Source organism: Sphingobium sp. KCTC 72723 (assembly GCF_014280435.1).
Lineage (GTDB): Bacteria > Pseudomonadota > Alphaproteobacteria > Sphingomonadales > Sphingomonadaceae > Sphingobium.
In genome coordinates this window covers 2,001,079-2,017,673 of sequence record NZ_CP060388.1, presented here as the reverse complement: position 1 = coordinate 2,017,673, position 16,595 = coordinate 2,001,079, and the positions used below count along the sequence as shown (strand labels likewise).

13 protein-coding genes and 1 pseudogene are annotated in these 16,595 nt (G+C 61.8%); 8 read left to right on the top strand and 6 right to left on the bottom strand.

What is annotated here, in order from left to right; all coding sequences use genetic code 11:
• Nucleotides 1-82: 82 nt before the first annotated feature.
• Nucleotides 83-2,791: a ribonuclease E/G gene (locus tag SPBM01_RS10015; RefSeq protein ID WP_223177812.1), complete on the bottom strand. Its 2,709-nt coding sequence runs from the start codon at nucleotides 2,789-2,791 to the stop codon at nucleotides 83-85.
• 525 nt (nucleotides 2,792-3,316) lie between these two features.
• On the opposite strand from SPBM01_RS10015, the gene SPBM01_RS10010 reads away from it, so the two are divergent.
• The 4 genes from SPBM01_RS10010 (at nucleotide 3,317) to SPBM01_RS09995 (ending at nucleotide 9,132) form a co-directional block, all read left to right on the top strand.
• Complete coding sequence (locus SPBM01_RS10010) at nucleotides 3,317-4,597, top strand: N-acetylmuramoyl-L-alanine amidase (protein ID WP_188065350.1); 1,281 nt, start codon at nucleotides 3,317-3,319, stop codon at nucleotides 4,595-4,597.
• A gap of 61 nt (nucleotides 4,598-4,658) precedes the next feature.
• The gene (locus SPBM01_RS10005; RefSeq protein WP_188065349.1) at nucleotides 4,659-7,193 is read left to right on the top strand and encodes a penicillin-binding protein 1A; all 2,535 of its coding nucleotides are present in this window, start codon (nucleotides 4,659-4,661) and stop codon (nucleotides 7,191-7,193) included.
• Nucleotides 7,194-7,282: 89 nt separating this feature from the next.
• Complete coding sequence (gene prfB / locus SPBM01_RS10000) at nucleotides 7,283-8,410, top strand: peptide chain release factor 2 (RefSeq protein WP_188065348.1); 1,128 nt, start codon at nucleotides 7,283-7,285, stop codon at nucleotides 8,408-8,410.
• On the top strand, nucleotides 8,410-9,132 hold the full coding sequence (locus tag SPBM01_RS09995; RefSeq protein WP_188065347.1) for a class I SAM-dependent methyltransferase: 723 nt from the start codon (nucleotides 8,410-8,412) through the stop codon (nucleotides 9,130-9,132). Before prfB ends, SPBM01_RS09995 begins: the two co-directional genes overlap by 1 nt.
• Here SPBM01_RS09995 and SPBM01_RS09990 read toward each other — a convergent pair whose 3' ends face one another.
• The 5 genes from SPBM01_RS09990 to SPBM01_RS09970 all read right to left on the bottom strand — a co-directional run bounded on the left by SPBM01_RS09990 (nucleotide 9,133) and on the right by SPBM01_RS09970 (nucleotide 12,524).
• Nucleotides 9,133-9,288, bottom strand: coding sequence for a hypothetical protein (locus tag SPBM01_RS09990; RefSeq protein WP_188065346.1), 156 nt, complete (start codon nucleotides 9,286-9,288; stop codon nucleotides 9,133-9,135).
• A gap of 15 nt (nucleotides 9,289-9,303) precedes the next feature.
• Nucleotides 9,304-10,014 (bottom strand): hypothetical protein, encoded by a 711-nt coding sequence (locus SPBM01_RS09985; RefSeq protein WP_188065345.1) that lies wholly within the window; start codon nucleotides 10,012-10,014, stop codon nucleotides 9,304-9,306.
• A gap of 4 nt (nucleotides 10,015-10,018) precedes the next feature.
• Nucleotides 10,019-11,236 carry a toxic anion resistance protein gene (locus SPBM01_RS09980; RefSeq protein WP_188065344.1) on the bottom strand — a complete coding sequence of 406 codons (1,218 nt, stop codon included), beginning with the start codon at nucleotides 11,234-11,236 and terminating at the stop codon, nucleotides 10,019-10,021.
• 251 nt (nucleotides 11,237-11,487) lie between these two features.
• A protein-coding gene (locus SPBM01_RS09975; protein WP_223177811.1) for an IS5 family transposase occupies nucleotides 11,488-12,269 on the bottom strand; the annotation gives its coding sequence in 2 pieces (ribosomal slippage) (nucleotides 11,488-11,945 and nucleotides 11,945-12,269; 783 coding nt in all).
• A gap of 84 nt (nucleotides 12,270-12,353) precedes the next feature.
• Nucleotides 12,354-12,524, bottom strand: coding sequence for a hypothetical protein (locus SPBM01_RS09970; RefSeq protein WP_172598856.1), 171 nt, complete (start codon nucleotides 12,522-12,524; stop codon nucleotides 12,354-12,356).
• Nucleotides 12,525-12,599: 75 nt separating this feature from the next.
• On the opposite strand from SPBM01_RS09970, the pseudogene SPBM01_RS21885 reads away from it, so the two are divergent.
• From SPBM01_RS21885 to SPBM01_RS09955, 4 genes and pseudogenes are all read left to right on the top strand, one after another.
• Nucleotides 12,600-13,064: pseudogene (locus SPBM01_RS21885) on the top strand (Clp protease N-terminal domain-containing protein); the annotation flags it as partial.
• A gap of 60 nt (nucleotides 13,065-13,124) precedes the next feature.
• Nucleotides 13,125-14,270 carry a toll/interleukin-1 receptor domain-containing protein gene (locus SPBM01_RS09965; RefSeq protein WP_262504423.1) on the top strand — a complete coding sequence of 382 codons (1,146 nt, stop codon included), beginning with the start codon at nucleotides 13,125-13,127 and terminating at the stop codon, nucleotides 14,268-14,270.
• Nucleotides 14,271-14,423: 153 nt separating this feature from the next.
• Entirely contained in the window at nucleotides 14,424-16,259 is a 1,836-nt protein-coding gene (gene typA, locus SPBM01_RS09960) for a translational GTPase TypA (protein ID WP_188065342.1), read from the top strand.
• A 102-nt stretch (nucleotides 16,260-16,361) separates the two neighbouring features.
• On the top strand, nucleotides 16,362-16,529 hold the full coding sequence (locus SPBM01_RS09955) for a hypothetical protein (protein ID WP_188065341.1): 168 nt from the start codon (nucleotides 16,362-16,364) through the stop codon (nucleotides 16,527-16,529).
• Nucleotides 16,530-16,595 lie beyond the last annotated feature (66 nt).

Here is a 16,595-nt window from a genome sequence, read left to right as displayed (position 1 = left end):
ATATGAAGAAAGCGCCGCTGCCTGTCCGGGTGTGACCGGGCGTGCAGCGGCGCTTTTTCATGAGCGTCAGCTTTCCTGAGCCTTATTGGCCGAAGGTGCGCTGCCACCAACCGCGACGCGGCGTGCCGTCTTCATTCTGGCCATTCTCGTCGCCGTCAGCCGATATGGTTTCGGCAGTCCCGATCTCAGGGGCCGCTTCGTCCGCAACCGGGGCTTCGACGACGGGTGCCGGTGCGGCTTCGGTAACGGTATCCGCCTTCTTGCGCCGAGTCCGCTTGGGCTTGGCGGGTGCTTCCTCTGCCGCAGGTGCGTCTACGACAGGGGCAGCCTGTGCCGCCGCCGCTTCGGCTTCAGCGGCAATATCCACCTTTTTGCGGCGACCACGCTTGGGTGCGGCAGGGGCTGGGGCAGCCTCTTCCTCGACCATTGCGGGCGCTTCGACCGGCGCTTCGACCAGTACGGCGACCGCCTCGGCTTCCACCTTGGGCTTGCGAGCGCGCGGGCGACGGCGCGTCTTGGGCGCTTCCTCGGCTGGAGCCGCTTCGATGGGTTCGTCGGCGACGGGCGTGTCGGCAACCGGCTCTGCATCGACGGCTTCGCCATCGCTGGCCGCTACGCCTTCGCTCGTGCCTTCACCACCTTCGCGACGGCGACGACCACCACGGCGACCGCGACGGCCGCGACGGCGATTGCTCGCTTCCTCGTCGGTTTCGGTTGCGGCGTCCTGGGCAGTGACGGCTTCGCCATCCTGCTCGGCATCATCGGCAGCGGCTTCTTCGTCACCTTCGGCTTCGGCGTCGCTTTCGGCAGCGCCCTCTTCACGGCCTTCGTCACGCTGGCCACCACGACGGCGACGACGGCGACGGCGACGGCGATTGCCATCGCGATCTTCGCCCTGGTCGCCACGTTCTTCACGCTCGGCCGCCGTTTCTTCTTCCTCGGCGACCTCTTCTTCTTCCTCTTCCTCCTCGATCAGGTCGAGTTCGTCATCATCCTCGGTCATCGGGGCGTAGGTCACGACACGTTCGGGGCGCGGACCACTGGCCTCCACTGACATGCGTGCGCCTTCGACTTCGCCGTCGGGCAGAATGACGATCGTCACGCCATAGCGTTGCTCGATCTCGTCAAGCCCCTGACGCTTGTTGTTGAGGACGTAGAAGGCGGCTTCCTGGCTGGCGCGTAGCGTGATGCAGTCGCCACGGCCACGGGCCGCTTCTTCCTCCAGCATACGCAGCGCGGACAGGCCAGCCGACGATGCGGTGCGGACCAGGCCCGTGCCTTCGCAATGCGGGCACTGGCGCGTGGACGCTTCCAGTACGCCGGTGCGCAGGCGCTGGCGGCTCATTTCCATCAAGCCAAAGCCCGAAATACGTCCGACCTGAATGCGGGCGCGGTCGTCTTTCAGCGCTTCCTTCATCGCCTTCTCGACCTTGCGGATGTTGGAGTTCACCTCCATGTCGATAAAGTCGATGACGACGAGGCCAGCCATGTCGCGCAGGCGCAACTGGCGGGCGATTTCGCGCGCGGCCTCCAGATTGGTGGCGACGGCAGTCTGTTCGATGCCATGTTCGCGGGTCGAACGGCCGGAGTTGATGTCGATCGACACTAATGCTTCGGTCGGGTTGATGACCAGATAGCCACCCGATTTCAGCTGAACCACCGGATTATACATGGCGGCCAACTGATCCTCGACACCGGCGCGCTGGAACAGCGATACCGGATCGGCATAGCCCTTCACGCGGCGCACATGGCTTGGCATCAGCAAGCGCATGAAGTCCTTGGCGGCCTTGTATCCATGCTCGCCCTCGACGATCACTTCCTCGATATCCTTATTATAGATATCGCGGATCGCTCGCTTGATGAGGTCGCTGTCATTGTGGATCAGCGCCGGGGCAGCAGACTTCATCGTGCCTTCGCGAATCTCGTCCCACAGGCGGGCAAGATAGTCGAAGTCGCGCTTGATTTCGACCTTGGTGCGCTGCAAGCCGGCGGTGCGCACGATGCAGCCCATCGACGAAGGCAATGCCATGTCGGAAATGATCGTCTTGAGGCGCTTGCGGTCCGCCGCATTGCTGATCTTGCGCGAAATCCCGCCGCCATGCGACGTGTTGGGCATCAGCACGCAATAGCGACCCGCCAGCGACAGATAGGTGGTCAGTGCCGCGCCCTTGTTGCCGCGTTCTTCCTTGACGACCTGCACCAGCAGCACCTGGCGGCGCTTGATGACGTCCTGAATCTTGTAACGGCGGCGCAGCGCCATGCGCTTGCGGCGCAATTCGTCGGCGGCTTCGTCGCCACCACGGCCACGCCCGCGACCACCACCACGGCGGCCACCCCGTTCGCCATTGCCGTCAGCACCTTCGGCGCTTTCGGTCTCGGCTTCATCATCGTCATGATGATGGGACGCCTCGACATATTCGACGCCACCCTCGGCAGCGCCATGATCGTGATCATGATCGTCGTCATCGTCGAAATCGGCGCGCAGGGCGGCCTCTTCCTCGGCATGGGCGCGTTCTTCGCGCAGCAACGCTTCGCGGTCCTCGCGCGGGATCTGGTAGTAATCGGGGTGAATTTCGCTGAAGGCAAGGAAGCCGTGGCGGTTGCCGCCATAATCGACGAACGCCGCCTGCAACGACGGTTCGACCCGCGTTACTTTAGCCAGATAGATATTGCCCTTGAGCTGCTTGTGCTCAGCGGATTCGAAATCGAATTCCTCGATCCGGTTACCCTTGACGACTGCGACACGGGTTTCTTCCCGGTGGCGCGCGTCGATCAGCATACGCATTGTCATTTATGTTTCTCCGGCGTGGGCGGGCTGCGGCACAGGGCCGCGCCACCACGCGATAGTGAAGGGACGGCCGCGCGCGCGCCGAAAGGGGCGCGGGTTGCGGCGTCATCCAGGTTTGAAGGAAATATTGCGTGTCTGCTGCGTCGGCAGGGCCGGACAATTCGCCGGGCCGCACCATCCACGCCGCATCGCCCGTCACCGGGGCAAGCGTGGAATGGAAATCATGCCTCATGCAGCGTCAACCTGTTACTGGCATCCTTTGGTGCGCAGGGCGCGCGCCGATGCCGCTCTTGATTCCCCGCATCGCCGCCATGAAAATGGCCAAGTCTTGCGGGAATATGAATGGGTAGCAGTCAAAGACCCAGGGGGCAACGGCTGCCTGAAATATTATGTCCATCCTGTCGGCCAGACGACCTGCTTTACATCTTTCGTGCTGAAGATAGCATTAACCCTCTCATTTTACCCGGTCACAAGGGGCTTGTCCTTAATCCGGGGTTTAGCGTGGGGACGCTGAACGGATTATGCAGCATGACATTTGGCTGGACGGCTGGCGTCGGTACGATGCACAAGCGACGCATGGTGCATAGCCTTGCCCTGGCAAGCATATTGACGATGGCCGCTCCCGGCAGCGCGGGTGGCATCTATGCCGTCGATGTGCGCGATGACCGGGTTGTCGTGCGTTTCGATGACACGGTGGCGGGGGCTTCGGCCTTTCTGCTTGACGGTCCGCGCCGTATTGCGCTCGACATCAATGGCGCGCAGATCGGCCGTGGTGGCTTCGCGCCGGGCAATGGCGCGATCGCCGCCGTGCGTCAGGGGCAGTTGAACGGCGACACCGCGCGGGTCGTGCTGGACCTCACTACGCCTGCGACATTGGGCGACACCAGGATCGCGGCCGACGGCAAATCGCTCAGCTTCTCGCTGCGCGAAGCAAGCGAAGGCGCATTCCGCACGGCCGTCGGCAAGGGGCGCACCCGCTTCGATGCGCCCGCCGACATGGCGGCCCGTCCGCAAAAACGCCTCCATTCCATTACCGTGCCGATCCCGGCCTCCGCGCGCGGCGTGTCATTGCCTGCGGTCGAGGGCGCGCGCGATGGCGCCCGGCCATTGATCGTCATCGACGCAGGGCATGGCGGCCATGATCCGGGCGCGATCAACAAGGAAAATGGCAAGCGCGAAAAGGACGTCACGCTGGCCGTCGCGCAGGCGATTCGCGACCAGCTCGTCAAATCGGGGCGGGTGCGCGTGGCGCTGACGCGCGACGACGACAAGTTCCTCGTCCTTCAGGAACGTTATGGCATCGCGCGCAAGCTGGGCGCGGACCTGTTCATTTCGATCCATGCCGATGCAGCGGAAAATGCGGATGCGCACGGCGCGACTGTCTATACCCTGTCCGAAACTGCGTCCGACCGTGAAGCGGCGCGGCTGGCTGCGCGGGAAAACAAGGCGGACATCATCAACGGCGTCAATCTGGGCGGGCAAACAGGCGACGTATCGTCCATCCTCATTGACCTGACCCAGCGCGAATCGATGAATATCTCGGCCAATTTCGCGCGCCTGCTTCAGCGGGAAGCATCGCCCTTCGTTCCGTTCCGCAGCGCCTATCACCGCTTTGCTTCGCTGATGGTGCTAAAAGCACCCGATACGCCCTCGGTCCTGTTCGAAACCGGCTATATTTCCAATGCAGAAGATGCCGCATTCCTGGCCTCGCGCGACGGCCAGCAGAAGATCGCCCGTGGCGTAGCGCGCGCAATCGAAGTGCATTTCGCCCGCAAGCTGGCGATGCGGGGTGGCCCTGCGGGGGGATAAGCGGCTGACTGACGATCGCCACTGGTATTGATGGCTTTTTGACCCTAGAGCCTGTCCCGTCATGGAAGAGGCCCGTTCCAATCCGCCCGCATCGTCCTTCGCCTATCGCCTGCGCCGCGACGCGGGGGGCTTTATGGACCGTCTGCGCCCACTTTGGGGTCGCCGCCTGTTCCGCTGGGCGACGATCTTGGGCGGCGGGTTTCTTACCTTCTGCCTGCTGTTCTGGCTGATCTTCGCGCGCGGCCTGCCCGACGCTGCGACGCTGCTGGAATATGAACCGCCGCTGCCGACCATCGTGCGCGACATCAATGGTCAGCCGGTCCACAGCTATGCCCGCGAACGGCGGGTCCAGTTGCAATATAGCGATTATCCCACCTTGCTGATCCGTGCCTATCTGGCGGCGGAGGACAAGACCTTCTTCGAACATCATGGCGTCGATTTTCCGGGCTTTGCCGGGGCGGTGGTCGACTATGCCAGCAAGCTGGGTTCCGGCCAGCGCGCACGCGGCGGCTCCACCATCACGCAACAGGTGGCCAAGAACCTGCTGATCGGCGACGAATATTCGCCGACCCGGAAGGTGAAGGAAATGATCCTGGCGTGGCGCATGGAAAATGTGCTGAGCAAGCAGCAGATCATCGAACTCTATTTCAACCAGATATTTCTGGGCCGTAACGCCTATGGCGTGCAGGCAGCGGCGCGCGCCTATTTCGACAAGGATGTGGCCGACCTCCAGCTGCACGAAATGGCCTATCTGTCGATCCTGCCCAAGGGACCTGCCAACTACCGCCCCGAAAGCAAGACCGGCCTCGCTCGCGCGATCGACCGGCGCAACTGGGCGCTGGGCGAAATGTACAAGAATGACTGGATCACAGCGGCCCAGCGCGACGCCGCAATGGCGCAGCCGCTCGGCACGGTCGCTGCTCATGGGTCCAGCTTCGACGCGCGCGCAGGCGGCTATTATATGGAAGAAGTGCGCCGTCGCCTGATCGGGCTGTTCGGCGAAAAGGCCGATGACGGTCCCAACAGCATCTATGCCGGTGGTCTGTGGGTGCGCAGCCCCTATGACCCGGTGGTGCAGGACAGCACCCAGAACGCCCTGCGTGGCGGCCTGCTGCGCTTTGACGCGGGGCGTGGCTGGTCCGGTCCGGTCGGGCATATCAATATCGACAATGGCTGGGAACGCGAACTGGCGGCCAGCTATATCTCGGTCGATTATGCGGAATGGCGCGTGGCCGTCATCATCAGCCGCACGTCCAGCGAAGCGCAGATCGGCTTTTCCGACGGCACCACCGCGACACTGCCCGCCGGTGCGGCGCAAACACCGTATCGCAAGACTGGCGGCCCTGCCTTTGCCGCGATGACGCCGGGCGACCTGATCGTCGTTGCGCCCAACGGGTCCAGCTGGGCGCTGCGCTCCATTCCCGAAGTGTCGGGCGGCATGGTGGTCGAGGAAGTCCATTCCGGCCGCATCCGTGCGATGCAGGGCGGGTTCGATTCGCGCCTCTCCTCCTACAACCGCGCGACCCAGGCGCAGCGGCAGCCGGGTTCGACGATCAAGCCCTTCGTCTACGCCGCTGCGCTGGACAATGGCATGACGCCTGCGTCGATCATCGTCGACGGCCCGCTCTGCGTCTATCAGACCGCCAGCCTGGGGCAGAAATGCTTCCGCAACTTCTCCGGCGGCAGCGCCGGGCCGCAGACGATGCGCTGGGGCGTGGAGCAATCCCGCAACCTGATGACCGTGCGCGCCGCCAGCCAGACCGGCATGGAACGAGTCGTGCGCAGCATCAAGGCGATGGGGATCGGCGATTATCAGCCCTATCTCTCCTTCGCATTGGGCGCAGGCGAAACGACGGTCGAACGCATGGTCAACGCCTATGCGACGCTGGCAAATCAGGGCCGGCAATTCCCGTCCAAGGTGATGGATTATGTGCAGGACCGGCGCGGTAAGGTCATCTGGCCGCAGCGCTGGCGCGCGTGCGATGGCTGCAACATGCCCAATTGGGACGGCAAGCCAATGCCCCGCTTCGGTTTCGAGGGCAAGCAGGTGATGAACCCGATGACCGCCTATCAGGTCGTCCATATCACCGAAGGCGTGGTTCAGCGCGGCACCGCCACGGTGCTGGCCGACCTCAATCGCCCGCTGTTCGGCAAGACCGGGACGACCAACGGCCCGACCAATGTGTGGTTCGTGGGCGGATCGCCCGACCTCGTCGCCGGGGTCTATATCGGCTATGACCAGCCGCGCAGTTTGGGCGGCTGGGCGCAGGGCGGGCGTATCGCCGCGCCGATCTGGAAAGCGGCGATGGCCCCGATATTGGAAACAATGCCCAAGACGCCCTTCGTCGCGCCAGCGGGTATTCGCATGGTCGCCATCGACCGCCGGTCGGGCAAGCGCGTCTATGGCGCATGGCCGTCGAGCGAACCCAAGGCCGCCGTCATCTGGGAAGCGTTCAAGCCCGAATCCGAACCGCGCCGCACGATCCGCAAGGAAGAGGCGGAGGAACAGGCCAAGGTCGCCGAAAGCCGCGCCGCCCGCCGCACCCGCCAGCGGACCGACAGCGACTTCCTGTCGGATCAGGGCGGCATTTATTGAATCTTCCCAAATCCGCTGCCCTCGGATAGGGCCGGGCGCTTGATGTCTTTTCTGTCCCGGCAGGAGGTCCGATATTCTGGAGAATAGCAATGCGCGCCGAAGCGCTGCAATATATTGATCGCATCGACGCTGCGCTGGCCCTGTTGCGCCAGTCGCTCGACTGGGACCGTGCGCTGCGGCGGCTGGACGAGTTGAACGCGCGCGTCGAGGATCCCACCCTGTGGGACAACGCCAAGCTGGCGCAGGAGGTGATGCGCGAACGCACCCGGCTGGACGGCGCGATTGGTGCCACCCGCGCGATTGCTGGCGAAAAAGCCGACAATGCCGAGCTGATCGAGATGGCCGAGGCCGAAGGCGACGAGGAGATGGTGAGCGAAGCCATTGCCGCGCTCAAAGCCTTGGCCGAGCGGGCGGATGAGGACAAGATCAAGGCGCTGCTGTCCGGGGAAGCCGATGGCAGCGACACCTATCTGGAAATCCACGCCGGGGCAGGCGGCACCGAAAGTCAGGATTGGGCCGAAATCCTGTCGCGCATGTATCGCCGCTGGGCCGAACGGCGCGGTTATAAGGTGGAACTGGTCGATTATCAGGCAGGCGAGCAGGCGGGCATCAAGTCCGCGACTTTCCTGATCAAGGGCGAAAATGCCTATGGCTATGCCAAGACCGAAAGCGGCGTCCACCGGCTGGTCCGCATCAGCCCCTATGACAGCGCAGCGCGCAGGCACACCAGCTTTTCGTCAGTCTGGGTCTATCCCGTCATAGACGACGACATTGACATAGAGGTCAAGGAATCGGACCTGCGGATCGACACTTACCGCGCGTCCGGCGCGGGCGGGCAGCACGTCAATACGACCGATTCCGCCGTGCGCATCACGCATATTCCGTCGGGCATCATCGTCGCGTCGCAAAATGACAGATCGCAGCACAAGAACCGCGCGACCGCGATGAACATGCTCAAGGCGCGCCTCTACGAAGCTGAACTGGCCAAGCGTGAGGCCGTGACCGCAGGCGAATATGCGGCCAAGACGGAAATCGGCTGGGGTCACCAGATCCGCTCCTACGTCCTGCAACCCTATCAGCTGGTCAAGGATCTGCGCACCGGCGTCACTTCGACCGCACCCGACGATGTGCTGGACGGCGCGCTCGATCCGTTCATGGCCGCAGCGCTCAGCCAAAAGGTGACGGGCGAAAAGGTCGATGTCGAGGATGTCGATTGATGACGATGCGGGTGGCTTTGGCAGGGGTAATGGTCCTGCTGGCTGCCTGCGACGCGCTGTCGCCGGGGAACGGGTCGGCGCGCTCGTCTGCCGCTGCGCCCTTCCCCCAGGCCGATCGCCCGGTCGCACCGATCGTGTCGACTCGCTGGTCGAGCGAGGAAGCGCGCGATCGGGTGAACGAGGCGGAGGATATCATGGACCGGGCGGGCATCCGCCCTGGTATGACGGTGGCCGATATTGGCGCGGGCGAGGGCTATTATACCGTCCGGCTGGCCCGGCGCGTCGGCAAGAAGGGCCGCGTGCTGGCCGAGGATATCATGCCCGAAGTGATCGAGGCGCTGTCGCGGCGCATCACGCGCGAAAAATGGGACAATGTCAGTGTGAAGCTGGGCGTGGCGGAAGATCCGCGCCTGCCGGAAAACAGTTTCGACCGCATCCTGATGGTCCATATGTATCATGAAATTGCCGAGCCTTACGCTTTCCTGTGGCACCTCAGCCCGGCACTAAAAAAAGGGGGCGAGCTGATCGTGGTCGATGCCGATCGTCCGACCGACCAGCATGGCACGCCGCCGCGCCTTCTGGCGTGCGAGCTGGCCGCCATGGGCTTTCGCATGGAAGAATTGATCCCCAAGCCGACGGCGGGTGGCTATCTTGCCCGTTTCCGCCGGATCGCCGCCCGGCCCGACCCGGCGAGCATCATTCCCTGCGCGTTCAGGGACTAGCTACCTCCGTCGCCGCCATTTTCTGAATAACGACAGGCCGATCCAGCCGCCACCCAGCGCCGCCGCGATCGCGCCGCCAGCGCTGGCCAGCGCCCATGCGCCCGCCGCCAGCAGCCCGGTCAGGAAATCGACGATGATAAGGGTAAGATGGATCATGGCGGAAGGACGGGGCTATTGCCCCAATGCCTTCGCCTCCTGATATTTCAGTTCCAGAAAGCGGTTCTGCGTCGCCAGCTTGTCGATGTCGCCGCTGGCCAGTTGCTCGCTCATCCGCGCGATTTCCGCGTCGATGACGCCCAGCCCGTCGATCAGCTGTTGCTCAGGCACGCGGCCATTGCGTTCCTCGCGGCGCAGGGGCTGGGGGATTGAATGGTATCCTGTTACCAGTTCGGGCAAATGATCGGCCAGCAGGCGGCGGACATCCTGCGCGGCGGGGTCCTGCGGGTTCAACCGTTCCAGTTGCGGCGCCAGCGTTTCCAGCTTTACGCCGATACTGTCGACCAGCGTGATGGCCGGCGCAGGCAGCGCCTTGCGCTGGTTTTCCAGCCAGATTTCGGTCTGGAGGGGCAGGGCAGTCAACGGGGTTTCGGCCAGCTTTTCGGTCCTGACCCGGCTTTCCGTCGGCATCAGCGCGATCAGCAACAGCGCGGCGATCAGCACCCCCAGCGCGATCATGACCCCGGTCGTGCCAAGCGGCAGTACGAAGCCCGCGACCGCGCTGCCCAATATCACCGCAAGGATCGCCCAGAAGGCATATTTGACCTTGCGCAAAAGCCCCGCATTGCGCCGCTGCCGCGCGCGCGTCGACAGGCTTTGCCCGCGATCGCTATGGCGGCGCAGCACGGCTTCGGCGTCGGCCAGCACGCGGTCGGATCGGCTCATGCCATCACCCCTCGATCGCGCTCAGCAGGGGGTTGTCCGTGCGCACTTCCTGCGCTGCCTGCGCCTGCCCCTGCGCGCGGGCGATATAGCCTTTCGACTTTTCGACTTCGCTCGACAGGGTGGTCACGGTGGTCTTCATATTTTCCAGCGCCTTCATCTTGAAAGCGTCGATATTGTCCATCGTGTCGTAGATGTTCTGGAACGCGCGCTGCAACGTTTCGATCGGGATCGTGCTGGACGCGGCCTGTTCGTGAATCTGTGCGGTCTGGCTCTTGAGCAGTTCGCCGGTGCGGTCGATCATGTTGGCGGTGGTCGCGTTAAGCGCGCTGATCTGTTCCAGCACCAGCCGCTGTCCGGCCAGCGCCTGCGCCACCGTCACGGCCGTGCGCAGCGCTGCGACCGTAGTGGTGCTGGCGCGGTCCACGCCCTTGACCAGTTCGATATTATTCTTCTTCACCAGATCGAGCGCGAGATAGCCCTGCACCGTCACCGCCATCTGCGTCAGCAAATCCTGCGTCCGCTGACGGATGTAGAAAAGCGCGCTGTCGCGGATCGCCTTGGCCTTGGCCGGATCGCTCGAATCCAGTTCGAGCGCCTTGGCTTCCAGCCGCGCGTCCATGGTCTTGCTGATATGGACCATCTGTTCCAGCCTGCCCATCGTCGCCCACATATTCTGGCGTTCCACGTCGATCGCGGCATTATCCTTGATCAGGACGTCCTTGCCGCTGGCCAGCGACCCCAGGATGGAATTGATATGGCCCTGAGCGCTTTTATAGCCGTCGAAATAGTCGCGCATCTTGTTACCGAACGGGATGATGCCAAACAGCTTCTTGGGCGCGAGCAGGTTTCCGCGCTTGCCCGGATCCAGATCCTCCACCGTGCGGCGCAATTCGGCCAGGTCAGCACCCACCTTGGTATCGCTGTCCATCGCGCGCACCGGCCGGTCGAGGAAACGATTGGAGTGGCCCGCCGCCTCGGCGATTTCCTTGCGCCCCATATTGGTCAGCTGATCGACGCGCGCGCCGAACTCCGGCGAATTGGCGTCCTGCGCGACCAGGTCTGCGACGAAGGCATCGACCTTCTCGTCCAGCTTTGACCGTTTTTCATCTTCGATCGGCACAAGGCCAGCGGCTTTTTCAGCCGCGACCACAGGCACCGGATCAGGCGCGGTCAGGCTCAGCGTATCAGCAGTCGCAGTCTTCGTGGGCGCGGTCGAAACCATATCATCTCCCAATGGCCATCAGCGGGTCAAGCTGTTATATGTATGCAATACGGACATACGCAAGTCTATGCAGGGCAGGCGCTCGCCACGTTGCCACTGCAATCGTCACTTTGCCTATAATGGCAGGGGGGTGTCGGTCGTTCACAGTCGATCCTTTTGCCCATGGGCAGGGGTCTTTGTGCTTGACCATCTTGGCCGTCCAGGCCGACATGCTCTGATGTGAGTAAAGGGTGGATATAAAAAGGCTATGGCTAGGCGGCGTGGACAAATTTGAGCCAGTATCTGGCGGCGGCTATATGGACCATTCCGAGGAAGCTGTTGGCCAGTTGATCGTAGCGGGTGGCGATGGCGCGGTTGATCTTGAGCTGCCCGAACATGCGCTCAATGCGATTGCGCTGCTTGTAGAGCGCCCGATCATGCTCGATTTTCACGCGGCGGTTTGATCTGCCAGGGATGACGGCTTCGATATTCCGTTCGGCAAGGTCGGCACGGATCGTGTCAGCGTCGTAGCCTTTGTCGGCGAGCAAAGCCTTAGGTGGACGCTCGGGCAGGCCGATCAGGGCGTCATAGGCTTTGCAATCTGCGGCCTCGCCGATCGTCAGATGGAAGGCGAGCGGTCGGCCGAGGGCATCTGCCAGGCAGTGAAGCTTACTGGTGAACCCGCCCCGCGAGCGGCCAAGAGCGCGTCGATGAGTCCCCCTTTTCCGCCCGCTGCCGAAACATGGGCGCGGACTGTGGTGCTGTCGATGCTGTAGTGGCGGCTGTCCGCCATGACCTCGGCGAGCGTCACTGCCACGGTCTCCCAAACCCCTGCTTCGCTCCAGCGCCGGAACCGCCGATAGATGGTGTTCCAACTGCCATATTTTGGTGGCACGTCGCGCCATGGAGCGCCGCAGCGGAGCCGCCAGAGAATGCCGTTGATGATCGAACGATTCTGCTCGGGAGGTCTACCTCGGCCGCGGTTGTCAGGGTCAATGGGCAGCAGACCCTTGAGAACACGCCATTCTGCTTCGGTGAGATCGCCCCTGCTCAAACCTGCCTCCAAAAGCAGCCTTGAATCAATCCTCTTGGGCTACGTCAATCGCATCGACGTCCAAAATGCCATAAGGCGCATATACTATTCCTCCAAGGTGATGGACAGTTCGAGAGGGCTGTCGCTATCCGCAAAAAATCGGCTGCCATCCTCAAATTCGATCACCACCTCTCCATCGCGGTGGCGCATGACACGGCGGACAACCTTGCCAATCAGCATCGACGTAGCTCGTTCGCTCTCTTCTTCCAGCGTCATTCCCAATGGTAACAACCAGATCGCAGGAAAGCGATCCTGCTAACATCGAATTTGTCCACGCCGCCTAAGAAAGAGGTGAAGCAGAGCAGGCAGCGTTTTTCCCCAGATCTCGAACAGACTTTGCATCGCGCCTTGGCTAGCGCCGAGACTAGGCGGCACGAATATGCAACTTTGGAGCATTTGCTGGGCGCTTTGGTCGATGATCCTCATGCCAATGAAATGATGCAGGCTTGTGGTGCTGATATTCCCTACTTGACCGAGCGTGTCCAAACCTATCTCGATGAAGAACTATCCTCTCTAGTTGTCGATATATCAGCCGGTGCGGATTTGGACCCCAGTCCTACAAGTGGATTTCAGAGGGTAATTCAGCGCGCGATACTACATGTTCAGTCAAGTGGAAGAGCAGAAATCACCGGCGCCAATGTTGTTATCTCCCTTTTTTCTGAACGAGAAAGTTACGCAGCTCACTTCATGCTAGAGCAGGGCTTTACCCGGTTGGACGCGGTTTCCTTCCTGTCGCACGGGGTAGGAAAAGTAACGCTTGAGAAGGATGAAATAGATCGCGACTTTTTCATCAGCTATGCCTCGAAAGATGAGGCGATGGCGCGGGAAATCAATGATATCCTTGTCGCAGCCGGTTACACGACAATAGTTCAATATCAGGATTTCCAAGCAAGCCGGAATTTCGTCCGTGAAATGCAAAAAGCCTTGTCTCGCAGTGCGCGGCTCGTTGCTCTATATTCACCCGAATATGAAGCGTCGGACCATTGCCAAGCGGAATGGGCTGCAGCTTATAATGAAGATCCCGGCGGACGTCTCGGCAAACTTGTGCCTATCATGATAGCGCCCACTAAACTCAATCCCCTTGCACGGCAGGTGGTCTACAAATCAATTGTTGGTCTCAGCAGGCCTGCACGCCATTTGGCGGTTCTTAGTGCCGTCACACATATTTCGCCTAAACGATCGCTCAAAGAGATGAAAGAGGAGGCGACTCGCACAGCAAGTCCAGATATCATCTTACGGCATAACAGGATCGATATCGTTCCCAACGCCCATCTCGACGAGCCTCAGCAAGGGTCGGGATTGGACGATGCCCCAACCATCCTATGCTCGATTATCGAGGCGCTGATGGATGCGCTTCCTGCCAATGCGCCGCCTGTAGTGAACGCCTGTCTATCGCGTTATCGTGATCATTTGCTGGAGCGAGCAACCAAGCCAATCGTTGGGCTGTTGTTGGCACATTTCACGGCGATCGAGGTCGAGTTTCGCTCTGTAGAGGCTGATCTGTGGGGGCAGGGGCTGGGAGATCTCTTCGAGAGCCTTTTTGAACAGCATAGCCTGATGATGAGTCATTTTCCCAAGATGGAGAAAAGAGAGCGCTTCTTTGCGGAAACGCCCGTGGATGAGACTATCGCCATGGGCGAAAGACTGGCACGCCCTGTTCAGGATGCGAGTGATGCTCTGTCTGCCCTATCTGCGGAGGGAATGACAACCAAGGCATTTGATGATTTGGTTCAGTCTCAGAAGATACAGGCCTCAATGTTGGCCACCATGCCCCCCTCGGACAAAGGTGGTGAAGGGATTACGCCAAAGACGCGGTGGGTGTTTGGCTTGATCGGCTTTTACGAAAGAATATTAGCCATTGCCTCTGGCACCGCGGCGATGGCTGATTCCGCCGCTGTGCGGGGCGCGATTATTGTGTTGCGCAGATCGGTTGACGCTCTGTTACAACTGATAAAGGGCTGAAAACTTGTTAGTCTTGTCCGTGCGGTACAGGGTCCGCAAACATGTCAATGGTCCCCGCCCTTGCCGCATCGCGTCAATTCCTGTAGGGGCGCGCCCGAAGCCTCTGCGTGACCTTGTGTCGGCGTGGGCGAACCCATATCCCGAAGGCATCCCATGTCCCTGCGTAATATCGCCATCATCGCGCACGTCGATCACGGCAAGACCACTCTCGTTGACCAACTGTTCCGTCAGTCCGGTACGTTCCGCGACAACCAGCGCGTCGAAGAACGCGCCATGGACAGCAACGATCTGGAAAAAGAACGTGGCATCACCATTCTGGCCAAGCCGACCTCGGTCGAGTGGGCGCCTCCCGGTGGTGGCGAATCCGTCCGCATCAACATCGTCGATACGCCGGGCCACGCCGACTTCGGTGGTGAAGTCGAACGCATCCTCTCCATGGTCGACGGCGTCATCCTGCTGGTCGATTCGTCGGAAGGCGCAATGCCGCAGACCAAGTTCGTGACCGGCAAGGCTCTTGCTCTTGGCCTGCGCCCGATCGTCGTCGTCAACAAGGTCGATCGCCCCGACGAACGTATTCAGGAAGTGCTGGACGAAGTGTTCGACCTGTTCGTGTCGCTCGAAGCGACCGATGAACAGCTCGACTTCCCCGTCCTCTACGCTTCGGGCCGCAACGGTTATGCCAGCGACGATCCATCGGCGCGTTCCGGCACGCTGATCCCGATGTTCGAAAAGATCGTCGAACATGTCCCGCCGCCAGCGCTGGACGTCGATGCGCCCTTCACCTTCCTGGTGACGCTGCTCGACCGCGACAATTTCCTGGGCCGCATCCTGACCGGGCGCGTGACGTCCGGCAAGGTGAAGGTCAATCAGGCGATCCATGCCCTCGACATGGAAGGCAAGGTGATCGAAACCGGCCGTGCGTCAAAGATCATGTCGTTCCAGGGTCTGGAGCGGGTGCCGGTCGAAGAAGCGCAGGCCGGTGACATCATCAGCCTCGCCGGTCTGGCCGTCGCCACGGTGTCCAACACCATTTGCGACACGTCGGTCACTGTGCCGATCCAGGCGCAGCCGATCGATCCGCCAACCCTGTCGATGCGCTTTGCGGTGAACGATTCGCCCATGGCCGGCCGCGAAGGCACCAAGGTGACGAGCCGCATGATCCGCGACCGCCTGGCCCGCGAAGCCGAATCGAACGTGGCCGTCAAGGTTACGGAAAGCGCCGACAAGGACAGCTTCGAAGTCGCCGGTCGCGGCGAATTGCAGCTGGGCGTGCTGATCGAAACCATGCGCCGCGAAGGCTTCGAACTGTCGATCAGCCGCCCGCGCGTGCTGTTCGGTGAAGATGAAGATGGCGGCAAGACCGAGCCATATGAAACCGTCATGATCGACGTCGATGACGAATTTTCCGGCACGGTTGTCGAGAAGATGAACCTGCGCAAGGCGGAAATGACCGACATGCGTCCGTCGGGCGGCGGCAAGACTCGCATCACCTTCTCCGCGCCCTCGCGCGGCCTGATCGGCTATCATGGCGAATTCCTGTCCGACACGCGCGGCACCGGCATCATGAACCGCCTGTTCGAGAAATATGGTCCCCACAAGGGCAAGATCGAAGGCCGCAAGAATGGCGTTCTGATCTCCAACGGCGCGGGCGAAGCCAATGCCTATGCGCTGGGTCCGCTCGAAGAACGCGGCATCCTGATGGTCGGCGTGGGCGAAGCGCTCTACGAAGGCATGATCATCGGTGAAAATGCCAAGCCCGACGATCTGGAAGTCAACCCGATGAAGAGCAAGGCGCTCACCAACTTCCGCGCCAGCGGCAAGGACGACGCCGTGCGCCTGACCCCGCCATGGAAGCTGACGCTGGAGCAGGCGATCGCCTATATCGACGACGATGAACTGGTCGAAGTCACGCCCAAGACGATTCGTCTGCGCAAGCGGTATCTCGACCCGAACGAGCGCAAGCGCATGAGCCGTTCCAAGGCGGCCTAATTCCTCTCCGCTACGGGGAGGGGGACTGTCGGCGAAGCCGATGGTGGAGGGGCAGGGGCGCAATGCGCTCCCGCCCTTTTCCCTTTTTCAAGGACATCTCATATGGCCGACCTCTATCTCAAGGCGCTCACTTCGGAGCGTCGCGCTCTTTGGGCCGAATGCCGCCTCAAGGGGCTGGCCAAAGATACCGTCCAGCGGATGCGCATCGTCGAAATCGACGCGCTGCTCGCCGCGCACAAGGCAAAGCAGGACGGCAAGCCCGGCGCCTGATCCTGCCGCGACGCGGACGCCGCGCCATCTTCATTGCACCCTGCCGCCCTGTCGTGCCACTTTAGT